Raw genomic sequence first — 21,606 nt, 5'->3', positions numbered from 1 at the left:
GTGGGCATGCCGTCCTGGACGCTCTGCGTCCGCTTTTAAAGGTCGTGACGCAGAGCGTCACAGGATGCGTTCCCACGCGGAGCGTGGGGACGATCTACGGCTCAGGGATTAGTAGTGATACCACTTCACTTCCAGCATCACTTCGTTCACCGGTGTCGCGAGGTGGCTGTATTCCCGTTGCGCACTCAGTCTCAGCCCCAGGTTGCGGGACAATTCCCACTGTTGATTCAGGCTGATACTGCGCCGCACCTCGCCGTTGGTGAAGAAGTCACCCTTGGCTTCCAGGCTCAGGTTGCCCAGCGGGTTTCGCCACAGCACGCCGGTGTTGAACCCGGCAGCCGGGGAGATAGCCTCACCGAAGTCGCTGTTGTGTTCCACGCGCACGGTGCCAAGGGCGAAGCCGAGCATGTCGTCGCGCAGTTGCCAGGTGCCGCCGGCGCCGCCATTGACGTGGCTGACCAGGGTCTCGTCGTCATGCTTGCCCGGTACGCGCTCCAGGCCGCCGGTGACTTGCCATGACCAGGGTTGCAGCAGTTCGTTGCGCGGGGTCAGTGAGCGAATGGTCGCCAGGTCCAGTTGCTGTAACTGCCAGTGGTTGCCTTCGTACTGGCGCAGTTTCATTTGCAGGATTTCGATCTGCGCGCCCAAGGGGAAGCCTTCAGCGTTGTCATTCAGGTCGTGGTAGGCCATGCGCAGGCCGTATTCGCCGAAGGCCTTGTCGCCCCGGGTGCCGATACCGGCTTGCCAGGTGCGGGATTCGTGGCCGTCTTCGGGCAGGCCGGGGCGTTCGATCTTCAGGTCCGGCGCCGGGTTCTGGTTGATCGCCCGCAGCAGTTCGAAGCTGCGCTGAGAGCGTTCGGTGTCGCGCTCCAGCCCGTTGGCGCGGTAGCGGCCGAGGCGGTAGGCGGCGTCGATGATCAAGGCCTGGCGGTCTTTGGCGATGGCCTTGAAGGCCGGGTCTTGCAGTTGTTTCTGATCGTCGCTGATCTTCAGCACCCATTGCTGCTCGTCACTGTCCAGTGGCTTGGCGCGTTCCAGCAATTCGCGCTCACGGGAAGGGCGGTAATCGATTTTCTCCACCAGGCCGGCTTCTTTCACGGCTTTTACTGTGTCGGTAGGAATGGCGGTCAGCGGGAATTGTTCGGTCAACCGCAGGCTTGGGCGGGCCACTTGCAGCAGTTCCAGCAGGCGATAAGAGCAGTTTTCGTCGAAGAAGAAGTAGTCGAACTGGATCTGCTTGAGTTCCCACACGTGCTCGACCATGCGCTCGGTCTCGACCTGGGTCAGGTTCAGGCGGTATTCCCACAGGTCGCGGTTCTCCAGGCTACGGTATTCCGAGAGCTTTTCCTGATAAGGCACCAGCGCGAACAGGCCGGGATAGCCGCCCATCAGGCCCTTCCAGGCGTAGAGGATGCTGTTGTCCGAGCCTTCGATGTAGGCGCCAAAGTTGATCGCGTAGCTGAGCAGCGCGGTGTTGTTGCTCTGCACGTCAGCCTGGTCGATACGCAGCAGGGTATGGCCAAACATCGACGACGGGCTGTTGAGGTAGGCCGCCGGGAAGATCATCACCGCGCTGTGGGGGGCGACGTCCTTGAACCATTGCTTGAACTCCTTGCAGTCCAGCGCCGGCAAGTCCGTCAGGTGCAACTGGTCCTTGAGCCAACGGGTACGTGCCGGGTAGACGCATTGGGCGTGCTTTTCGCCGAGGCTGGCCGGGGCATACAGCGCCTCTACCGTGGCCTTCAGCTCCTGGTCCGGATGGTGGGCGCCATCGGGGGCGAGGAAGAATTTCTTGTCGCTGACATAACTGCGCCAGCCTTTGAACTTGCCGGACTCGTAATGCCCCAGCGAAAGCCAGAACGGGTCGTTGGCCAGCTGCTGCAAACGTTGATCATCAAGGTGCGGCGCCGCATATAGCGGGGCGCAGGCGAAGAGTGCCAGGTAGGCAAGGCGTTTGAGCATGTGGGCAACTTAAGTCGAGATAAAAAGACCCAAAGGGGAGGCAGGTCCAAAAATAATAAAACCCGTGCCCCGAAAGGCACGGGCGGGTCGAGCTTAAGCCTGGGTAGCGTATTTCGCCAGACGGGTGTCGCTTTTCAGTACAGCCAGGGTGTTGTTGTGCACGTCATCAGCAGTTACGTCAGCCTTGCTGAAGATTTGCTGGAAGTGCTCGTGAGTCACAGCGGCAAAGTGCTCGCGGTCTTCAGGAGCAACGCCCAGTACCACGGCGTAGGTAGTCAGCGCTTCGCCGTTACCCTTGGCCATGTCTTCGGACAGCTCGTTCATCATGCCATTCATGGCAATCCACGATTTGCCACCGTAGGTCAGCTTGCTGTTGGTGTTGCAACCGTTGGTGCCCGAGGTCATGCCGAAAGTGGCGTTACCCGAAGTACCGTTGGTGGTGGAGGCCAGGAAGTGCGCCGGAGTGCCGCGTTGGCCTTCGAACAGCATGTTGCCCCAACCGCAGTTCGGGCCACCTGGCGCTTCAGCCATTGCATTGAGGGAGACGACGGTGAAGAGAGTACCGAGAAGGATCCGTTTCATAGCTTTGTTCTCTTTGTGTGCAAACCAATGGACAAGGGTTCAGGTGCCTGACAGCACCCTAGGGGTCGGTTATTAGTCCAACCCGCAGCAGGTTGGAGTTTAGGCATGATCCAAGGGTTCCGTGACTTTTTGTGAAACAAGCCGGAAACACTCGGTTTTTTTACAGCCTCAAACCTGGGTCTATGCTTTCCCCAAGCCGTCCTTGCCAGCCGGCCCAACCCGGCGCCAGAATGCCGTCATCTGCCCCGCCTGATGTAAGGAAGCCCGATGCCTGATCCTGTTGCTGCCAGCTTGCGTCTAGCGCCCGAAGCGCTGACCCGTCCTTTTTCCGCTGAACAGTTCAGCTTCTCGACCACCAATGATTTGGAGCCCTTTCGCGGTGTGCTTGGCCAGGAACGTGCGGTCGAAGCCTTGCAGTTCGGCGTGGCCATGCCACGCCCCGGTTACAACGTATTTGTGATGGGTGAGCCCGGTACCGGGCGCTTTTCGTTCGTCAAACGTTACCTCAAGGCCGAAGGCAAGCGCCTGCAGACCCCGGCCGACTGGGTCTACGTCAATAACTTCGATGAGCCTCGCGAACCCCGCGCGCTGGAGCTGCCTGCGGGCGGCGCTGCCGCGTTCATCTCCGATATCAACGGCCTGATCGATAACCTGGTCGCGACGTTTCCGGCCGTGTTTGAGCATCCGACCTATCAACAGCGCAAAAGCGCCATCGACCGTGCCTTCAACCAGCGCTACGACCGTGCCCTGGATGTCATCGAGCGCCTGGCCCTGGAAAAGGACGTGGCGCTGTACCGTGACAGCACCAACATCGCCTTTACCCCGATGCTCGACGGCAAGGCCCTGGACGAAGCCGAGTTTTCGCAGTTGCCGGAAGCTGACCGCGAGCGTTTCCACACCGATATTTCCGAACTGGAAGAACGCCTCAACGAAGAACTCGCCAGCCTGCCCCAGTGGAAGCGCGAGTCCAACAACCAGATGCGCCAGTTCAACGAAGAAACCATCACATTGGCCTTGCAGCCACTGTTGGCGCCGTTGTCCGAGAAGTATGCGGAGAACGCGGCAGTCTGCGGCTACCTGCAGGCGATGCAGGTCTACCTGCTGAAAACCGTGGTCGAGCAGTTGGTGGACGACGCCAAGACTGACGCCCAGGCCCGCAAGTTGCTGGAAGAGCAGTATTGCCCGAGCCTGGTGGTGGGCCACCCGGTCAACGGTGGTGCGCCGGTGGTGTTCGAGCCGCACCCGACCTATGACAACCTGTTCGGCCGTATTGAATACAGCACCGACCAGGGCGCGCTCTACACCACTTACCGCCAGTTGCGACCGGGTGCGTTGCACCGTGCCAATGGCGGTTTCCTGATCCTTGAAGCCGAAAAGATGCTCAGCGAGCCGTTTGTGTGGGACGCCCTCAAGCGTGCCCTGCAATCGCGCAAGCTGAAGATGGAATCACCGTTGGGCGAACTGGGCCGCCTGGCCACGGTGACCCTCAACCCGCAAGTGATCCCGTTGCAGCTCAAGGTCATCATCATTGGTTCCCGCCAGCTGTACTACGCGTTGCAGGACGCGGACCCGGACTTCCAGGAGATGTTCCGGGTGCTGGTGGACTTCGACGAAGACATCCCGATGGTGGATGAAAGCCTGGAGCAGTTCGCCCAGTTGCTGAAAACCCGTACGTCGGAAGAAGGCATGGCGCCGTTGACCTCGGATGCGGTCGCGCGGCTGGCGACCTACAGCGCGCGGCTGGCGGAGAACCAGGGGCGCTTGTCGGCGCGTATCGGTGATTTGTTCCAACTGGTCAGCGAGGCGGACTTCATTCGTCACCTGGCGGGTGATGAGCGCACCGACTCCGGGCATATCGAGCGTGCACTCAAGGCCAAGGCCACGCGCACCGGGCGGGTGTCGGCGCGGATTCTCGACGACATGCTCGCCGGGGTGATCCTGATCGACACCGCCGGTGCGGCGGTGGGCAAGTGCAACGGTCTGACAGTGCTTGAAGTGGGGGACTCGGCATTCGGCGTGCCGGCGCGGATCTCTGCCTCGGTGTACCCGGGCGGCAGCGGCATTGTGGATATCGAGCGTGAAGTTAACCTCGGCCAGCCGATTCACTCCAAGGGCGTGATGATCCTCACCGGTTACCTGGGCAGCCGGTATGCCCAGGAATTCCCGTTGGCGATCTCGGCGAGTATTGCCCTGGAGCAGTCCTACGGGTATGTCGACGGCGACAGCGCTTCCCTGGGCGAGGCGTGCACCTTGATCTCGGCGCTGTCGAAGACGCCGCTCAAGCAGTGCTTTGCCATCACCGGCTCGATCAACCAGTTTGGCGAAGTGCAGGCGGTGGGCGGGGTCAACGAGAAGATCGAAGGCTTCTTCCGCCTCTGTGAAGCCCGTGGGCTGACCGGCGAGCAGGGGGCGATCATTCCCCAGGCCAACGTCGCGACGCTGATGCTCGACGAGAAGGTGTTGCAAGCCGTGCGCGACGGGCAATTCCACGTCTACGCCGTGCGCCAGGCCGACGAGGCCTTGAGCCTGCTGGTGGGCGAGCCTGCGGGTTCACCCGACGAGGAGGGGCAATTCCCCGAAGGCAGTGTCAATGCGCGGGTGGTGGAGCGTCTGCGGGCGATTGCCGAGATGATCAGTGAAGATGATCTGAAGGAAGCCGAGAAGGAGCTGGCGCAGGAAGCGTTGGCAGAAGCCAAGCCGGTGTAATAACGACCGAAGGGGCCTGAATTCAGGTCCCTTCGGCATATTTTTGACGCCGTCGTGACGGCAGTCGTCCGTTGGTCCCCCGGCCTTGGTTTGTACCGGGTTTCTTCTATTCTCAGCTCAAGGGATATCCACAGGAGTCGCTGGATAGAAACAGTCTTGCCCTGCGAGGCTGAATACCGGATCTACCGAGGGTCGCCGCCATGTCGCGCAACCTCTGCCTTACCCGCCAGTGCCTGGGCCTGGTCACCCGTATCGAATGTTCCATTCGCCCTCTCGCGGGGGATACCGGGATGTGGACCTTGTTGTTTGCCGCCGGAATGACCGGTGAACAGCCTTCCACCATCAAGTCCCAAGGCCCGTTTCACGGACCTTTCGTGGCACAAACCATCCTTGATTCGATTGTCGAAAGCCTGACCCTGCACGGGTACGAACTGGCGGACGACCCGCAGATCTGGTGCCTGCACCTGCAGGCGCACTTGCGACAGCTCAATGGCGGGCGGCCGCAAGTGGTGGGAGACATGCATCGATAGGCTATTTCTGCGGCGCGGTGGCCTCGGGCGGCTTGTCCAACCGGACCTCAAACCCATACTCCACCGTATCCAGACCGGTGCGCTGGTAGGTTTCCAATGTGGTTGGCTGGCCGTAGAAGTAATGCACGTCGAACAGCGCCGTGCCGTATTCCTCGGCGCGGTGGCTGACGCCGAGAATTTCCTTCAGGTAGTTGCCGCTGGCGTCCTTGGCATCGAACCGCCAGCTATCGGACGGGAACAGCTTCTGGTCGACAATCAGCGCGTTGTCTTTCAGCTCCAGGCCCTTGGGCAGTTGCCCGGCCGTGAGGCTGCCTTTTTCGATGGTGGCCAGGAACAGTGGCATTGACCCGACGGCAAACCCAGGGTTTTCGGGGAACAGGTTCAGGTCATAGGTGATGGTGCCGCGTCCCGGGTCGACCTCGTAGGCTTCGGCGGGCAGCTCGATCGGCTCACCGAGCTTGCCTTCGTCGTTGGCGGTGAGGAAGGTCACGGGGGCATCGCCGCCGCCCCGGTCTTCGCCCAGCAGGTCGTCGTTGAAGGTGTAGGGGTGATCGAACTCGATGTGTGCTGCGCTGGCGTCATCCACCGATTGGTTGATGGTGACGCTTTTCTTCAACTGGTCTTCGGAAAGCGTGGCGTCCTTGAGCCAGTCCGAAGCCTGGTCGTCATACACGGTGACGGGCATCGGCAACGGCTGTACGGTCTTCTCCAGGCTGTTCTTGTCGAAGCGCCGTACGGGCAGGTCGAGGTCCTTGCGGGTCACCGTGGCCTGGGAAAAGTCGAGGACGCTGACTTGCACGTTGTCGATCAGGCCATTGAAGTACACCTTGGTGTAGTGGCTGTTCTGCTTGTGTTCGAAGGCTTTCTGTTCGTCTTCCAACTGCTTTTCAAAGGCGTCGGACCAGGCCTTCTGCTTTTGCATTTCGGCCAGTTGTTTCTCGTAAAACGCCAGTTGGGCGGCGTTCTCGTTGATTGAGCCCGAGCGCGAGAGAAATTTCCCGGTGGTGTCGCGAGCCTGCACCAGCAGCGGGTTGGGCGATTCATCCACGACTTCCGGTGCCAGCGGGGCGCTGTTGGTCAGTTCGATTTCGGCGTAGTTCTTTTCGAGAGTCAGCAGGGTGACCGTGACGTTTTCTTCGGTGCGTTTGCGGCCCACGTCCTTTTTCGACAGGTCGAAGGTGAAGACTTTACGCGGCGCGATGACTTCCACCTTGCCCTTGAGAGTGACGGGCTGCGGCTGGCTCTTGTTCTCAGTCTCGATGCCTTCGATGAACGGGTAGGTCACCGTCAGGTCATCGGGGTTGGTCAGGTTGGAGCTGGTGGGGCTCAGTTGGATGCCCGGGTCGGTTTCCGACCATTCCGGCTGGAAGGGGATGACCTTGTTGTTGCTCAAGGTCACTGACTGCCATTCCAGGCCGTGGGGGAAGGGGAACTGGTCGGGCATGTTGAAATTGAACGGGAAGATCGGCTGCAGGTCCGTCAGGTAGTCCGAATGGGACGCCTTGCGCAGGACAAACAGGCCATTGATGTAGGTGTCCACCAGGGCCTGGGGCGTGGGGTAATGCTTGAGCAGCGCCAGGGCGTCTTCGCTGTACTCGGCCTCGATAGGCTTGGTGGCGAGCTTGGCCCGTGCCCGCTCCAGCAACAGCAGCGAGCCACCGAGCTCGGACACGGCGTCCTTGAGCTTGGGGTCCTGGATCGCGTCCAGGGACTGTTCGAACTTGGCGGTTTTCTCTTCAAGGCTGGCTTGCTTGTGTTCATCGCTTGGGGAGCAACCGCCGCCCACCAGCAACGCCGCGCACAGGCCAATGCTGGCCAAAGGGGATCGCACATCCATTATCTGAGTTTTCCTGTCCGACATCATCGAGCCGAGTTGATGAGCTCGACACTAGCAGAAAAAATCTTTTACAGATGCCGTACAGATCAGTTTTATCGACGGTTTCTGGCGTTTGCGTGCGGCTGGTATACTCGCCGCCATTTTTAGCCAAGCTGTGTGAGATTCAATGGAACGCTTTATCGAAAATGCAATGTATGCCTCACGCTGGCTGTTGGCGCCGATCTATTTCGGGTTGTCCCTGGGGCTGCTGGCACTGGGGTTGAAGTTCTTCCAGGAAGTGTTCCATGTGATTCCCATCGTGTTCACCATGAGTGAGTCGGATGTGATCCTGGTGCTGCTGTCGTTGATCGACATGGCGCTGGTGGGTGGCCTGCTGGTGATGGTGATGATCAGCGGCTACGAGAACTTCGTCTCCCAGCTGGACATCGACGAAAGCAAAGAGAAGCTCAACTGGCTGGGGACCATGGACTCTTCGTCGCTGAAGATGAAGGTCGCAGCGTCCATCGTGGCGATTTCGTCGATTCATTTGCTGCGGGTCTTCATGGATGCCAAGAACGTCGATCCCGAGCATTTGAAGTGGTACGTGATCATCCACATGACGTTTGTGGTGTCGGCGTTTGCCATGGGTTACCTGGATAAAGTCACCAAGCATTAATTGCAGCCCGACGCTCCCCGTTGCCCGGGTGCAGGGCTCATCAAGGGCGTGGCTTGTGTGCTAGTCTGCTCGCCCTTTTAGTTTGGACGACACCTGTGCCGTCCTACAGCGGAGCCGTTCCATGTCCGAAGTTAATCTGTCCACCGACGAAACCCGCGTGAGCTACGGCATTGGCCGTCAGTTGGGCGACCAGCTGCGCGACAACCCGCCACCGGGCGTCAGCCTGGACGCGATCCTGGCTGGCCTGACCGACGCTTTCGCCGGCAAGCCTAGCCGTGTGGACCAAGAGCAAATGGCCGCAAGCTTCAAGGTCATCCGCGAAATCATGCAAGCCGAAGCTGCTGCAAAGGCTGAAGCGGCTGCTGGCGAAGGCCTGGCTTTCCTGGCTGAAAACGCCAAGCGTGACGGCATCACCACCCTGGCTTCCGGCCTGCAATTTGAAGTGCTGACTGCCGGTGACGGTGCCAAGCCGACCCGCGAAGATCAGGTGCGCACTCACTACCACGGCACCCTGATCGACGGCACTGTGTTCGACAGTTCCTATGAGCGCGGCCAGCCTGCAGAATTCCCGGTTGGCGGCGTGATCGCCGGCTGGACCGAAGCCCTGCAACTGATGAATGCCGGCAGCAAATGGCGTCTGTACGTGCCGAGCGAACTGGCTTACGGCGCTCAAGGCGTTGGCAGCATCCCGCCGCACAGCGTTCTGGTGTTCGACGTCGAGCTGCTCGACGTTCTGTAAGACCTTACCTGCAGGAGCGAGCCTGCTCGCTCCTGCAGTGTTTTGCGCGGTTGCTCATGGATGAAACTTGCCATTGAGATCCGTCACTGGGCGCAACGCCCGGGCATAGCAGAACAGAAACAGATTTCTCACCACTTCCTTCAGCACACCAGGTTCACTGGAACTCAGGCCATTGACGTCCAGGTCGCCCTGATCCTGCAGTTCGCTCAACGCTTCTTCTTCCAGTACCGCGCAGACTTCACCGGTTTCCCGATGGAGGATTCGCAGGTAAGGGTGTGGACGGTCCAGCCAGGCATCGATCAAATAAGTCATGGGAAGCATCTCCTTGATGGGTTTCAATGAGAATAATTCTTATTCATAGAATAGCAAGTGCCTATTGGCGATTTCCGGACTTTTCTGTGTGGATATTGTTTTTGATCAAAAGGCCTGGCCTTTTGCCGCCAGTGCGGAAGTGACGCGGGGGAGGGTGAAGCGCCATCCCGTGCAGGGCACGAGATGGAGGCCGCCGGTTCAGACCTTGCGGACGAACTCGGACTTGAGTTTCATCGGGCCGATACCGTCGATCTTGCAGTCGATATCGTGGTCGCCGTCGCACAGGCGGATGTTCTTGACCTTGGTGCCGACCTTGACCACCAGCGACGTACCTTTGACCTTGAGGTCTTTGATCACGGTGATGGTGTCGCCGTCCTGCAGGACGTTGCCCACAGAGTCTTTCTTCACGGATTCATCGCTGGCAGCCTCGGCTTCGCCACCGATGGTCCATTCATGGGCGCATTCCGGGCAAATCAGCTGGGCGCCGTCTTCGTAGGTGTATTCGGAATTGCATTTCGGGCAGGGTGGCAACGTGCTCACTAAAGCTCCTTTGGTTTCAGGATGGCTAAAAGCGCACATTATATAGGGTTTTAGCCGGGCAGGGTGCAGCAACGCCAGAGAACGCTGTGGGAGCTGGCTTGCCTGCGATTGCATCACCGCGGTGTGACAGACAAACCGAAGTGCCTGCATCGCAGGCAAGCCAGCTCCCACATGAAGCAGATCAGAATCAGTGCGTGCGGGCGACCGCAAACTCACTCAGCTCAACCAGGGCATCCCGGTATTCGCTGGCTGGAAGGGCTTCCAGGCATTGGATGGCGCGAGCGACGTAGTCACGGGCCAGTTGCGCTGTGTATTCGAGGGAGCCCGAGGCTTCCACGGCTTCGCGGATGCTTTCGAGGTCTTCGATCCCGCCTTTCTGGATCGCCTTGCGCACCAGGGCGGCCTGTTCAGGCGTGCCTTCGCGCATGGTGTAGATCAGCGGCAAGGTCGGCTTGCCCTCGGCCAGGTCGTCACCGACGTTCTTGCCCAGGGTTTCGGCGTCGCCGCGGTAATCCAGCAGGTCGTCTACCAACTGGAAGGCCACGCCCAAGTGATCGCCGAAGGTGCGCAGGGCTTCGCTTTGCTCGGGCGTTGCTTCGCACAGGGCCGCGGCGCTGTGGGTCGAGGCTTCGAAGAGCATCGCGGTTTTGCCGCGAATCACTTCCATGTAGGTTTCTTCGGTGGTGCTGGCGTCGCGAACCTTCGACAGTTGCAGCACTTCGCCTTCGGCGATGATGCGCGTGGCCTGTGAAAGAATCTTCATCACCGGCATCGAGCCCAGCTCGACCATCATTTCGAACGAGCGCGAGTATAGGAAGTCGCCCACGAGTACGCTCGGCGCGTTGCCCCACATCGCGTTGGCCGTCTCGCGACCACGGCGCATGCCGGACATGTCGACCACGTCGTCATGCAGCAGGGTGGCGGTGTGCAGGAACTCGATGGTTGCGGCCAGCAGGCGCAGGTCATCGCCTTCGCGGCCCAGGGCCTTGCCACACAGCAACACTAATAAAGGACGCAGGCGTTTACCGCCGGCCGACGTAATGTAGTCGCCAATTTTGGAGACCAGCGGCACTTTAGAAGTCAGCTGCTTCTTGATGATGCCGTCGACGGCGCTAAAATCGTCCGCCACCGCGCGGTAGAAAGCTTGGGGTTGCATCAGCGACAGTCGCTCCAGAAGGGTTGCGCGGCATGCTAGGACCCGCGTCCCCTAGTGTCAAGGCGCGATAGACGGCCACTTGCAACACCTCCATAGCTTGCGTACAATCGCGCACCCTGAACTTCCTGGGCAGCACCTGCCTTACGCAATTGCATTCGGGACGTCCATCCCATGCAGCCATGCCAGCCAATACCTCTTCTTATAAAGCGCTGGGTGAGCAGGATTATCGGAGAAATACCATGTCGTACGCAGTAATTGTTACTGGTGGCAAGCAATACAAGGTCGCCCCAGGTGAATACCTGAAGATCGAGAAGCTGGAAATCGCTACTGGCGAATCCGTTACTTTTGATCGCGTTCTGTTGGTCGCCAATGGCGATGACGTGAACATCGGCGCTCCAGTTGTTGCAGGCGCTACCGTTGTGGCTGAAGTGATCTCCCAAGGTCGTCACGATAAAGTCCGCATCATCAAGTTCCGTCGTCGTAAGCACCACATGAAGCGTATGGGCCACCGCCAGTGGTACACCGAGATCAAAATCACCGGTATTCAGGCTTAATTTCAGCCTAATTCCTCACTAGGAGAATTGACTCATGGCACACAAAAAAGCTGGTGGTAGTACCCGTAACGGTCGCGACTCAGAAGCCAAACGCCTTGGCGTGAAGATGTATGGCGGCCAGGTTATCATTCCGGGCAACATCATCGTGCGTCAGCGCGGCACCCAATTCCACGCCGGTTACGGTGTTGGCATGGGTAAAGATCACACTCTGTTCGCTAAAATCGACGGCGTGATCAAGTTTGAAGTAAAAGGCGCTTTCAACCGCCGTTACGTGAGCATTGTCCCGAAGACTGAAGTCGTCGCGGCATAATTACGTAGTTGCTGGAAAAGCCCTGTCTCGCGACGGGGCTTTTTCGTTTGTGGGGTGAGTCTCTTGCAAAGCTGTTTGTGATGGGCGAAAGCAGTGGATTTGCGGTTGTTGCTTGAGGTCGCTGCGCTCATTTTTGCAAGAGTCTTATGTCTTGGTTTCTTAAGCTCGTCCGTGTGGCGAGAGGCGTTTTGTTATGAAGTTTGTTGATGAAGTTTCGATCCGAGTAAAAGCTGGCGACGGCGGTAACGGTTGCATGAGTTTCCGTCGGGAAAAATTCATCGAAAACGGTGGTCCTAACGGCGGTGATGGCGGTGATGGCGGCTCGGTCTACATGATCGCCGACGAAAACCTCAACACCCTGGTGGACTACCGTTACACCCGGCACTTTGATGCCGAGCGTGGCTCCAACGGCGGCAGCACTGACTGCACCGGTAAAAAAGGCGAAGAGTTGGTGCTGCGGGTTCCGGTCGGTACCACCGTGATCGACTCCGCAACCCAGGAAGTCATCGGCGACCTGACCAAAGCCGGTCAGCGCCTGCTGGTGGCTCATGGCGGCTGGCACGGTCTGGGCAACACCCGTTTCAAATCCAGTACCAACCGTGCACCACGCCAGACCACGCCGGGCAAGCCTGGCGAACAGCGTGACCTCAAGCTGGAAATGAAGGTACTGGCTGACGTGGGCCTGCTGGGCTTGCCGAACGCCGGCAAAAGTACGTTCATTCGCTCGGTGTCTGCTGCCAAGCCGAAAGTCGCCGATTACCCGTTCACCACCTTGGTGCCAAACCTGGGTGTGGTCAGCGTCGATCGCTGGAAGAGCTTTGTGGTTGCGGACATTCCGGGCCTGATCGAAGGTGCTTCCGACGGCGCGGGCCTGGGGATTCGTTTCCTCAAGCACTTGTCCCGTACCCGTTTGCTGCTGCACCTCGTTGACATGGCGCCGCTGGATGACACCAGTGCGCCGGACGCCGCTGAAGTGATTGTCAGCGAGCTGACCAAGTTCAGCCCGTCCCTGGCAGAGCGTGATCGTTGGTTGGTGCTGAACAAGTGCGACCAGATCCTCGAGGAAGAGCACGAAGAGCGCGTCAAGGAAATCGTTGATCGCCTGGAATGGACGGGGCCTGTGTACGTGATCTCGGCCATTGCCAAAGAAGGCACTGAGCGCCTGACTCGCGACATCATGCGTTACCTCGAAGATCGTGCCGACCGCTTGGCCGCCGACCCTGTCTACAAGGCAGAGCTGGCCGAGCTGGATCAGCGTATCGAAGACGAAGCCCGTGCCCAGTTGCAGGCGCTGGATGACCAGCGTGCCCTGCGTCGCAGTGGCGTCAAGTCGGTCCATGACATCGGTGACGACGATTGGGATGAAGAAGACGTGGATGATGAAGACGGTCCGGAAATCATTTACGTGCGCGACTGATTCGTTGCAGTAAACTTAAGCGCCGCTCAATCGAGCGGCGTTTTGGTATCTGGAAATCGGTAGTCACGAATAACGTTATGGGCGGCGCTGGGTCGCGCGGCCCTCTATCTAAGGTTGAAGATGATGCGGAGCAAGGTGACAGGTGCGCAGCGTTGGGTCGTTAAGATCGGTAGCGCGCTGCTGACGGCGGATGGCAAAGGGCTGGATCGTGCGGCCATGAGCGTCTGGGTGGACCAGATGGTGGCCTTGCATGAGGCTGGCGTCGAGTTGGTGCTGGTGTCGTCCGGGGCGGTTGCCGCCGGTATGAGTCGCCTTGGCTGGACCGCGCGACCCAGCGCGATGCACGAGTTGCAAGCCGCTGCCGCCATTGGTCAGATGGGCCTGGTGCAGGCCTGGGAGTCCAGCTTTGCCGAGCACGGTCGCCATACGGCGCAGATTCTGCTGACCCATGACGACTTGTCCGACCGCAAGCGCTACCTGAATGCCCGTAGCACCCTGCGTGCCCTGGTGGAACTCAAGGTAATCCCGGTGATCAATGAGAACGACACCGTGGTGACTGACGAGATTCGCTTTGGCGACAACGACACCCTGGCGGCCTTGGTGGCTAACCTGGTTGAGGCCGATTTGCTGGTGATTCTCACGGATCGCGACGGCATGTTCGACGCTGATCCGCGCAATAACCCTGAGGCGCAGCTGATTTACGAGGCGCGTGCCGATGATCCGGCGCTGGATGCGGTGGCTGGCAGTGTCGGTGGTGCGCTGGGGCGTGGTGGTATGCAGACCAAGCTGCGTGCGGCACGGCTGGCGGCGCGTTCCGGCGCGCATACCATCATCGTTGGCGGTCGGATTGAGCGGGTGCTGGATCGTCTCAAGGCGGGCGAGCGCATCGGTACGCTGCTGTCGCCTGAGCGCGGCATGCTGGCGGCGCGCAAGCAGTGGCTGGCGGGGCATCTTCAGACGCGCGGTACTCTGGTGTTGGATGCTGGTGCGGTTTCAGCGTTGTCCCAAGGCAACAAAAGCTTGTTGCCGGTGGGTGTAAAGCTGGTCCAGGGCAGCTTCCGCCGTGGCGAAATGGTGGTGTGTGTGGCGCCGGATGGTCGTGAGATCGCCCGTGGCCTTGCCAACTACAGTGCCCTTGAGGCGCAGAAAATCATCGGGCAATCGTCTGATGCGATTGTCGGTTTGTTGGGTTATATGGCTGAGCCGGAGCTGGTTCACCGGGATAACCTGATTCTGGTTTAAGCAAAAAGGAATTCTCGATGCGCGTGATGAAGGGGTTGCTCGGTTTGCTGCTGGCGATGCCGTTGCTGGCATCGGCCGAAGAGATTGGCCAGGTGTCGACAGTGTTCAAGTTTGTCGGCCCCAATGACCGGATTGTGGTCGAAGCCTTTGATGACCCGAAGGTGGATGGCGTGACCTGCTACCTGTCCCGTGCCAAGACGGGTGGGGTGAAAGGTGGTCTGGGGTTGGCTGAGGATCGCGCTGAGGCGTCGATTGCCTGTCGTCAGGTGGGCGCGATTCACTTCAAGGGTGAGCTGAAGGACGGGGATGAGGTGTTCAAGGAGCGCACGTCCCTGGTGTTCAAGACCATGCAGGTGGTGCGTTTCCTCGACAAGAAGCGTAATACCCTGGTGTATCTGGTCTACAGCGATCGCTTGATCGAAGGCAGCCCGCAGAATGCGGTGACGGCGATTCCGATCTTGCCGTGGCCTGCAGCGCAATAAATCTGAAGTAGAGCCGGCATGCCGGCTCTTTTTTTGGCTTTCCCAAATCGCAGGCAATAAAAAACCGACCCTGGGGTCGGTTTTTTAACAAGCTTATCGCTTAGGCTGCAGCAGCAAGGTTCAGAGCCTTGATGTGGCCATTCAGACGACCTTTATGGCGAGCAGCCTTGTTCTTGTGGATGATGCCTTTATCGGCCATACGGTCGATAACTGGCACAGCCAGAACGTAAGCAGCTTGAGCTTTTTCAGCGTCTTTTGCGTCAATGGCTTTAACTACATTCTTGATGTAGGTACGAACCATGGAACGCAGGCTGGCGTTGTGGCTGCGACGCTTCTCAGCCTGTTTTGCACGTTTTTTGGCGGAAGGTGTGTTGGCCACCGTCGAGCTCCTCGAAAGACTTTTTAGGAAATAGCAAACAAAATAGGCCGCGAATCATGCCGATGAGTTGAAGTCTTGTCAAGGGCGTGTGATGCGAACTGCTGAGTGGTCGATCTTAAGAGGCGGGTGATTTATTTCCGGCGCTTGACCTGTAAACTCGCGAGCTTTGGCTCTGTGCTTGTTGCAGGCGCGGAGTATCGCATATGTGGGCCGTTTGTTCGCCTGCTCTTTATCTATAGGCAAAAACTCTTTCAATGAACCTGCTCAAATCGTTGGCCGCTGTCAGCTCTATCACCATGATTTCCCGGGTTCTGGGGTTTGTGCGTGACACGCTGCTGGCACGCATTTTTGGCGCCAGCATGGCCACGGATGCCTTCTTTATTGCCTTTAAACTGCCCAATCTGCTGCGGCGGATCTTCGCCGAGGGGGCTTTTTCCCAGGCCTTCGTGCCGATTCTGGCGGAGTACAAGGCCCAGCAAGGCGAGGAGGCGACCCGCACCTTTATTGCCTATGTCTCGGGTTTACTGACCTTGGTGCTGACGCTGGTGACGATCGCCGGGATGCTCGCCGCGCCCTGGGTGATCTGGGCCACGGCCCCCGGTTTTGCCAATACACCGGAAAAATTCGCCCTGACCACTGATCTGTTGCGGGTGACCTTTCCTTATATATTGCTGATTTCCCTGTCGTCCCTGGCCGGGGCGATCCTCAATACCTGGAACCGTTTCTCGGTGCCGGCCTTCGTGCCGACCCTGCTTAACGTCAGCATGATTATTTTCGCGCTGTTCCTGACACCGTATTTCGATCCGCCTGTGATGGCCCTCGGCTGGGCGGTCTTGGCGGGTGGCCTGGCACAACTGCTGTACCAGCTGCCGCACTTGAAGAAAATCGGCATGCTCGTGCTGCCGCGTTTGAATCTCAAGGACACCGGCGTCTGGCGGGTGATGCGCAACATGCTGCCGGCCATCCTCGGGGTTTCCGTCAGCCAGATTTCCCTGATCATCAACACCGCCTTCGCCTCGCTGCTGGTCTCGGGTTCGGTGTCGTGGATGTACTACGCTGACCGTCTGATGGAATTGCCATCCGGCGTGCTCGGCGTGGCACTCGGCACCATCCTGCTGCCAACGCTGTCGCGCACCTATGCCAGCAAAGATCGCCACGAATATTCGCGGATTCTCGACTGGGGCCTGCGCCTGTGCTTCGTGCTGGTGCTGCCGTGCGCCGTGGCCCTGGGTTTGCTCGCCGAGCCGCTGACGGTTGCGCTGTTCCAGTACGGCCAGTTCACCGCGTTTGACGCCTCGATGACCCAACGTGCGCTGATCGCCTATTCCGTCGGCCTGCTGGGCATTATCGTGATCAAGGTGCTGGCCCCCGGCTTTTATGCTCAGCAAAACATTCGTACGCCGGTAAAGATCGCGATCTTTACCCTGGTGGTTACACAACTGCTCAACCTGGCGTTTATCGGTCCGCTGAAGCACGCGGGGCTGGCGCTGGCAATTAGTGTGGGTGCCTGCATCAATGCCGGGCTGCTGTTTTATCAACTGCGCAAACAGAAAATGTTCCAGCCTCAGGCAGGCTGGGGCTCGTTTGGGCTCAAGTTGGTGGTGGCGGTGGGTACGATGGCTGCGGTGTTACTGGGGCTGATGCACTTCCTGCCCGCCTGGGATCAAGGCCATATGCTGGAGCGGTTCATGCGCCTCGGTGCATTGGTGGTCGCTGGTGTGGTGGTGTACTTCGGCATGTTGCTGCTGATGGGCTTCCGTTTACGGGATTTCAATCGCAAGTCGCTGAGCTAGAGACTTTTCGTCGATAAGGCGGTTGTTTTATCGATTCGCGCAAATGGCCTGCGCTGTTGCCTGTCGTCCGGGGCCGGGTGTGGTTATAATCGACCACTTTATGAGCAAGAAGCGCGTTATGCAGCTGGTTCGAGGTCTCCACAACCTGCGCCCCCAGCATCGGGGCTGCGTCGCCACTATTGGCAACTTTGACGGTGTTCACCGTGGCCACCAGGCTATCCTGGCCCGCCTGCGTGAGCGTGCGGTTGAGTTGGGCGTGCCCAGCTGCGTGGTGATTTTTGAACCACAGCCCCGTGAATTCTTTACCCCGGAGACGGCGCCGGCGCGTCTGGCCCGACTGCGGGACAAGCTGCAATTGCTGGCTGAAGAAGGCGTGGACCGTGTCCTCTGCCTGGCTTTCAACCAGCGCTTGCGCAGCCTCAGCGCCGCCGAGTTTGTCGACCGTATCCTGGTGGACGGCCTGGGCGTGCAGCACCTGGAGGTCGGCGATGACTTCCGTTTCGGTTGCGACCGGGTTGGGGACTTCGACTTCCTGCAACAGGCCGGCGTCACCCAGGGTTTTACCGTCGAAGCCGCGCAAACCGTCGAACTGGACGGCCTGCGCGTGAGCAGTACCCAGGTGCGTAACGCCCTGGCCGCTGCCGACTTCGCCTTGGCCGAGCGTTTGCTCGGTCGCCCGTTCCGGATTGCCGGGCGGGTCCTGCATGGCCAGAAGCTGGCGCGCCAATTGGGCACGCCAACCGCCAACGTGCAGCTCAAGCGCCGTCGTGTGCCGCTGACCGGGGTTTACCTGGTGAGTGTCGACATCGACGGCCAATCGTGGCCCGGAGTCGCCAATATAGGCGTCAGGCCCACGGTTGCAGGTGATGGCAAAGCCCACCTGGAAGTTCACCTTTTGGATTTTGCCGGTGATTTGTATGACCGGCGTTTGACGGTGGCTTTCCACCAAAAGCTGCGTGAAGAGCAGCGTTTCGCCTCCCTGGAGGCGTTGAAAACGGCGATCAATGCGGATGTCGCCGTCGCCCGTGCACTAGCCGCACCTAGCGCCCATCGCTAATGAAGAGCCTTAAATGACCGACTATAAAGCCACGCTAAACCTTCCGGACACCGCCTTCCCAATGAAGGCCGGCCTGCCACAGCGCGAACCGCAGATCCTGCAGCGCTGGGACAGTATTGGCCTGTACGGAAAGTTGCGCGAGATTGGCAAGGATCGTCCGAAATTCGTCCTGCACGACGGCCCTCCTTATGCCAACGGTACGATTCATATCGGTCATGCGCTGAACAAGATTCTCAAGGACATGATCGTTCGCTCGAAAACCCTTTCGGGCTTCGACGCGCCTTATGTGCCGGGCTGGGACTGCCACGGCCTGCCGATCGAACACAAAGTCGAAGTGACCTACGGCAAGAACCTGGGCGCGGACAAAACCCGCGAACTGTGCCGTGCCTACGCCACCGAGCAGATCGAAGGGCAGAAGTCCGAATTCATCCGCCTGGGTGTATTGGGCGACTGGGCCAACCCGTACAAGACCATGGACTTCAAGAACGAGGCCGGTGAAATCCGCGCCTTGGCGGAAATCGTCAAGGGCGGTTTCGTATTCAAGGGCCTCAAGCCCGTGAACTGGTGCTTCGATTGCGGCTCGGCCCTGGCTGAAGCAGAAGTCGAGTACGAAGACAAAAAGTCCTCGACCATCGACGTCGCCTTCCCGATCGCCGACGAAGCCAAACTGGCTGAAGCCTTCGGTCTGGCGAGCCTGGCCAAGCCAGCCTCCATCGTGATCTGGACCACCACTCCGTGGACCATCCCGGCCAACCAGGCGCTGAACGTGCACCCGGAATTCACCTACGCCCTGGTGGACGTCGGTGACAAACTGCTGGTGCTGGCTGAAGAGCTGGTCGAGTCGTGCCTTGCCCGCTACAACCTGCAAGGCTCGGTGATCGCGACCACCACCGGCTCCGCGCTGGAACTGATCAACTTCCGTCACCCGTTTTACGACCGTCTGTCGCCAATCTACCTGGCTGAGTACGTTGAACTGGGCGCTGGCACCGGCGTGGTTCACTGCTCGCCTGCCTATGGCGTAGACGACTTCGTGATCTGCAAGCAGTACGGCCTAGTCAACGACGACATCATCAATCCAGTGCAAAGCAATGGCGTGTACGCGCCGTCCCTGGAATTCTTCGGTGGCCAGTTCATCTTCAAGGCCAACCCGGCGATCGTCGACAAGCTGGCTGAGGTCGGTGCGCTGCTGCACACCGAAACCATCACCCACAGCTACATGCACTGCTGGCGTCACAAGACCCCGCTGATCTACCGCGCCACCGCGCAGTGGTTTATCGGTATGGACAAAGAGCCGACCAGCGGCGAAACCCTGCGCAAGCGTGCGATCAAGGCGATCGAAGACACCAATTTCGTTCCGGCCTGGGGTCAGGCGCGCCTGCACTCGATGATCGCCAACCGTCCGGACTGGTGCATCTCCCGCCAGCGTAACTGGGGCGTGCCGATCCCGTTCTTCCTGAACAAGGAAAGCGGCGAGCTGCATCCACGTACCGTCGAGCTGATGGAAGTGGTTGCCCAGCGTGTTGAGCAAGAGGGCATCGAAGCCTGGTTCAAGCTGGACGCCGCCGAGCTGCTGGGCGACGAAGCGCCACTGTACGACAAGATCAGCGACACCCTCGACGTGTGGTTCGACTCCGGCACCACTCACTGGCACGTATTGCGTGGTTCGCACCCGATGGGCCACGAGACCGGCCCGCGTGCCGATCTGTACCTGGAAGGTTCCGACCAGCACCGTGGCTGGTTTCACTCCTCGTTGCTGACCGGCTGCGCGATCGACGATCACGCCCCTTACCGCGAGCTGCTGACCCACGGTTTCACCGTCGACGAGAACGGTCGCAAGATGTCCAAGTCCCTGGGCAACGTGATCGCGCCGCAAAAGGTCAACGACACCCTGGGCGCCGACATCATGCGCCTGTGGGTTGCCTCTACCGATTATTCGGGCGAGATGGCCGTGTCCGAGCAGATTCTGCAGCGCAGCGCCGATGCCTATCGCCGGATCCGAAATACCGCACGTTTCATGCTCTCGAACCTGACCGGTTTCAACCCGGCCACCGACATCCTGCCGGCCGAGGAAATGCTCGCCCTGGACCGTTGGGCCGTGGACCGTACCCTGTTGCTGCAGCGCGAGCTGCAAGAGCACTACGGCGAATACCGCTTCTGGAACGTTTACTCGAAGATCCACAACTTCTGCGTGCAGGAGCTGGGTGGTTTCTACCTCGACATCATCAAGGACCGCCAGTACACCACGGGTGCCAACAGCAAGGCCCGCCGTTCGGCGCAAACCGCGCTGTACCACATCTCTGAGGCGCTGGTGCGCTGGATCGCGCCGATCCTGGCGTTCACCGCCGATGAGCTGTGGGAATACCTGCCGGGCGAGCGTAACGAGTCCGTGATGCTCAACACCTGGTACGAAGGCCTGACCGAATTGCCGGCTGACTTCGAACTGGGCCGCGAGTACTGGGAAGGCGTGATGGCCGTCAAGGTTGCCGTGAACAAGGAACTGGAAGTGCAGCGCGCGGCGAAGGCCGTAGGCGGCAACCTGCAGGCCGAAGTCACGCTGTTTGCCGAGGAAGGCCTGACCGCCGACCTGGCCAAGCTGAGTAACGAACTGCGCTTTGTCTTGATCACCTCGACCGCCAGCCTGGCGCCGTTTGCCCAAGCGCCTGCGGATGCCGTCGCGACCGAAGTCCCTGGCCTCAAGCTCAAAGTGGTCAAGTCCTCCTTTGCCAAGTGCGCCCGTTGCTGGCACTGCCGTGAAGATGTTGGCGTGAACCCTGAGCATCCGGAAATCTGCGGTCGTTGCGTCGACAACATCTCTGGCGCTGGCGAGGTTCGTCACTATGCCTGAAGCCAGTCGTTTTGGACGCCTGGGCTTGCTCGTGTTGAGCGTGCTGGTGCTGGTCATTGACCAGCTCAGCAAGGCTCACTTCGAAGGCGCCCTGGAGATGTACCAGCAGATCGTGGTGATTCCTGACTATTTCAGCTGGACCCTGGCCTACAACACCGGCGCTGCGTTCAGCTTCCTGGCTGACAGTTCCGGCTGGCAGCGCTGGCTGTTTGCCCTGATCGCCGTGGTGGTCAGTGCCGTGCTGGTGGTCTGGCTCAAGCGCCTGGGGCGCAATGACACCTGGCTGGCCGTCGCTTTGGCGCTGGTGCTGGGTGGCGCATTGGGCAACTTGTACGACCGCATTGCCTTGGGCCATGTGATCGACTTTATTCTGGTGCATTGGCAGAACCGCTGGTACTTCCCGGCATTCAACTTTGCCGACAGCGCCATCACCGTCGGTGCAATCATGCTGGCGTTGGATATGTTCAAAAGTAAGAAAACCGGAGAGACCGTTCATGACTGAACAGGT

The 21,606-nt window shown here is 59.5% G+C and carries 20 protein-coding genes; 13 read left to right on the top strand and 7 right to left on the bottom strand.

The genetic code is table 11. The features are described from left to right. Nucleotides 1–108: 108 nt before the first annotated feature. Together D109_RS0116295 and D109_RS0116290 are read right to left on the bottom strand one after the other, a co-directional pair. The gene (locus D109_RS0116295; protein WP_017477816.1) at nucleotides 109–1,962 is read right to left on the bottom strand and encodes a DUF4105 domain-containing protein; all 1,854 of its coding nucleotides are present in this window, start codon (nucleotides 1,960–1,962) and stop codon (nucleotides 109–111) included. Nucleotides 1,963–2,055: 93 nt separating this feature from the next. Continuing rightward, nucleotides 2,056–2,544, bottom strand: coding sequence for a DUF3015 domain-containing protein (locus D109_RS0116290; protein WP_017477815.1), 489 nt, complete (start codon nucleotides 2,542–2,544; stop codon nucleotides 2,056–2,058). A gap of 267 nt (nucleotides 2,545–2,811) precedes the next feature. On the opposite strand from D109_RS0116290, the gene D109_RS0116285 reads away from it, so the two are divergent. Together D109_RS0116285 and D109_RS0116280 are read left to right on the top strand one after the other, a co-directional pair. Then, nucleotides 2,812–5,250, top strand: a complete 2,439-nt coding sequence (locus tag D109_RS0116285) for a Lon protease family protein (RefSeq protein WP_017477814.1) — start codon at nucleotides 2,812–2,814, stop codon at nucleotides 5,248–5,250. Between the two features lie 200 nt (nucleotides 5,251–5,450). Continuing rightward, the gene (locus D109_RS0116280) at nucleotides 5,451–5,780 is read left to right on the top strand and encodes a hypothetical protein (RefSeq protein ID WP_017477813.1); all 330 of its coding nucleotides are present in this window, start codon (nucleotides 5,451–5,453) and stop codon (nucleotides 5,778–5,780) included. 1 nt (nucleotide 5,781) lies between these two features. Here the strand turns inward: D109_RS0116280 and D109_RS0116275 are convergent, their stop codons facing one another. Next, nucleotides 5,782–7,617, bottom strand: a complete 1,836-nt coding sequence (locus D109_RS0116275; protein ID WP_017477812.1) for a hypothetical protein — start codon at nucleotides 7,615–7,617, stop codon at nucleotides 5,782–5,784. Nucleotides 7,618–7,783: 166 nt separating this feature from the next. Here D109_RS0116275 and D109_RS0116270 point away from each other — a divergent pair, with 166 nt between their 5' ends. Next, complete coding sequence (locus D109_RS0116270; protein ID WP_003215853.1) at nucleotides 7,784–8,272, top strand: TIGR00645 family protein; 489 nt, start codon at nucleotides 7,784–7,786, stop codon at nucleotides 8,270–8,272. 121 nt (nucleotides 8,273–8,393) lie between these two features. After that, the gene (locus D109_RS0116265) at nucleotides 8,394–9,011 is read left to right on the top strand and encodes an FKBP-type peptidyl-prolyl cis-trans isomerase (protein ID WP_017477811.1); all 618 of its coding nucleotides are present in this window, start codon (nucleotides 8,394–8,396) and stop codon (nucleotides 9,009–9,011) included. Nucleotides 9,012–9,065: 54 nt separating this feature from the next. Here the strand turns inward: D109_RS0116265 and D109_RS0116260 are convergent, their stop codons facing one another. The 3 genes from D109_RS0116260 to D109_RS0116250 all read right to left on the bottom strand — a co-directional run bounded on the left by D109_RS0116260 (nucleotide 9,066) and on the right by D109_RS0116250 (nucleotide 11,019). Next, a complete protein-coding gene (locus tag D109_RS0116260) occupies nucleotides 9,066–9,323 on the bottom strand; it encodes a hypothetical protein (protein WP_003215856.1) in 258 nt (85 codons plus the stop codon). A gap of 198 nt (nucleotides 9,324–9,521) precedes the next feature. Next, entirely contained in the window at nucleotides 9,522–9,863 is a 342-nt protein-coding gene (locus D109_RS0116255; RefSeq protein WP_017477810.1) for a zinc ribbon domain-containing protein YjdM, read from the bottom strand. A gap of 187 nt (nucleotides 9,864–10,050) precedes the next feature. Beyond that, entirely contained in the window at nucleotides 10,051–11,019 is a 969-nt protein-coding gene (locus tag D109_RS0116250) for a polyprenyl synthetase family protein (protein WP_003215860.1), read from the bottom strand. 239 nt (nucleotides 11,020–11,258) lie between these two features. Here D109_RS0116250 and rplU point away from each other — a divergent pair, with 239 nt between their 5' ends. The 5 genes from rplU (at nucleotide 11,259) to D109_RS0116225 (ending at nucleotide 15,024) form a co-directional block, all read left to right on the top strand. After that, entirely contained in the window at nucleotides 11,259–11,573 is a 315-nt protein-coding gene (rplU, locus tag D109_RS0116245) for a 50S ribosomal protein L21 (RefSeq protein WP_003176051.1), read from the top strand. Between the two features lie 34 nt (nucleotides 11,574–11,607). Further along, a complete protein-coding gene (rpmA, locus tag D109_RS0116240) occupies nucleotides 11,608–11,883 on the top strand; it encodes a 50S ribosomal protein L27 (RefSeq protein WP_003215862.1) in 276 nt (91 codons plus the stop codon). A gap of 193 nt (nucleotides 11,884–12,076) precedes the next feature. Further along, nucleotides 12,077–13,300, top strand: a complete 1,224-nt coding sequence (cgtA, locus tag D109_RS0116235; protein WP_003215864.1) for an Obg family GTPase CgtA — start codon at nucleotides 12,077–12,079, stop codon at nucleotides 13,298–13,300. 123 nt (nucleotides 13,301–13,423) lie between these two features. Then, a complete protein-coding gene (proB, locus tag D109_RS0116230; protein WP_017477809.1) occupies nucleotides 13,424–14,542 on the top strand; it encodes a glutamate 5-kinase in 1,119 nt (372 codons plus the stop codon). A gap of 17 nt (nucleotides 14,543–14,559) precedes the next feature. After that, nucleotides 14,560–15,024, top strand: coding sequence for a CreA family protein (locus tag D109_RS0116225; protein ID WP_017477808.1), 465 nt, complete (start codon nucleotides 14,560–14,562; stop codon nucleotides 15,022–15,024). A 100-nt stretch (nucleotides 15,025–15,124) separates the two neighbouring features. Here D109_RS0116225 and rpsT read toward each other — a convergent pair whose 3' ends face one another. Then, entirely contained in the window at nucleotides 15,125–15,403 is a 279-nt protein-coding gene (rpsT, locus tag D109_RS0116220) for a 30S ribosomal protein S20 (protein ID WP_003215870.1), read from the bottom strand. Between the two features lie 254 nt (nucleotides 15,404–15,657). On the opposite strand from rpsT, the gene murJ reads away from it, so the two are divergent. From murJ to lspA, 4 genes are all read left to right on the top strand, one after another. After that, nucleotides 15,658–17,196, top strand: a complete 1,539-nt coding sequence (gene murJ, locus D109_RS0116215) for a murein biosynthesis integral membrane protein MurJ (RefSeq protein WP_017477807.1) — start codon at nucleotides 15,658–15,660, stop codon at nucleotides 17,194–17,196. A gap of 118 nt (nucleotides 17,197–17,314) precedes the next feature. Further along, nucleotides 17,315–18,253, top strand: coding sequence for a bifunctional riboflavin kinase/FAD synthetase (gene ribF, locus D109_RS0116210; RefSeq protein WP_017477806.1), 939 nt, complete (start codon nucleotides 17,315–17,317; stop codon nucleotides 18,251–18,253). 13 nt (nucleotides 18,254–18,266) lie between these two features. After that, nucleotides 18,267–21,098: an isoleucine--tRNA ligase gene (gene ileS, locus D109_RS0116205; RefSeq protein WP_017477805.1), complete on the top strand. Its 2,832-nt coding sequence runs from the start codon at nucleotides 18,267–18,269 to the stop codon at nucleotides 21,096–21,098. Further along, nucleotides 21,091–21,600, top strand: coding sequence for a signal peptidase II (gene lspA / locus D109_RS0116200; RefSeq protein WP_003215877.1), 510 nt, complete (start codon nucleotides 21,091–21,093; stop codon nucleotides 21,598–21,600). The genes ileS and lspA overlap by 8 nt, the downstream gene beginning before the upstream one ends. Nucleotides 21,601–21,606: the final 6 nt, after the last annotated feature.

Origin of the sequence: Pseudomonas sp. PAMC 26793 (genome assembly GCF_000313235.1) — a bacterium.
Taxonomy (GTDB): Bacteria; Pseudomonadota; Gammaproteobacteria; order Pseudomonadales; family Pseudomonadaceae; genus Aquipseudomonas; species Aquipseudomonas yamanorum.
The sequence above is the reverse complement of the archived record's forward strand: the minus strand, read 5'-3'. Positions and strand labels throughout refer to the sequence as shown.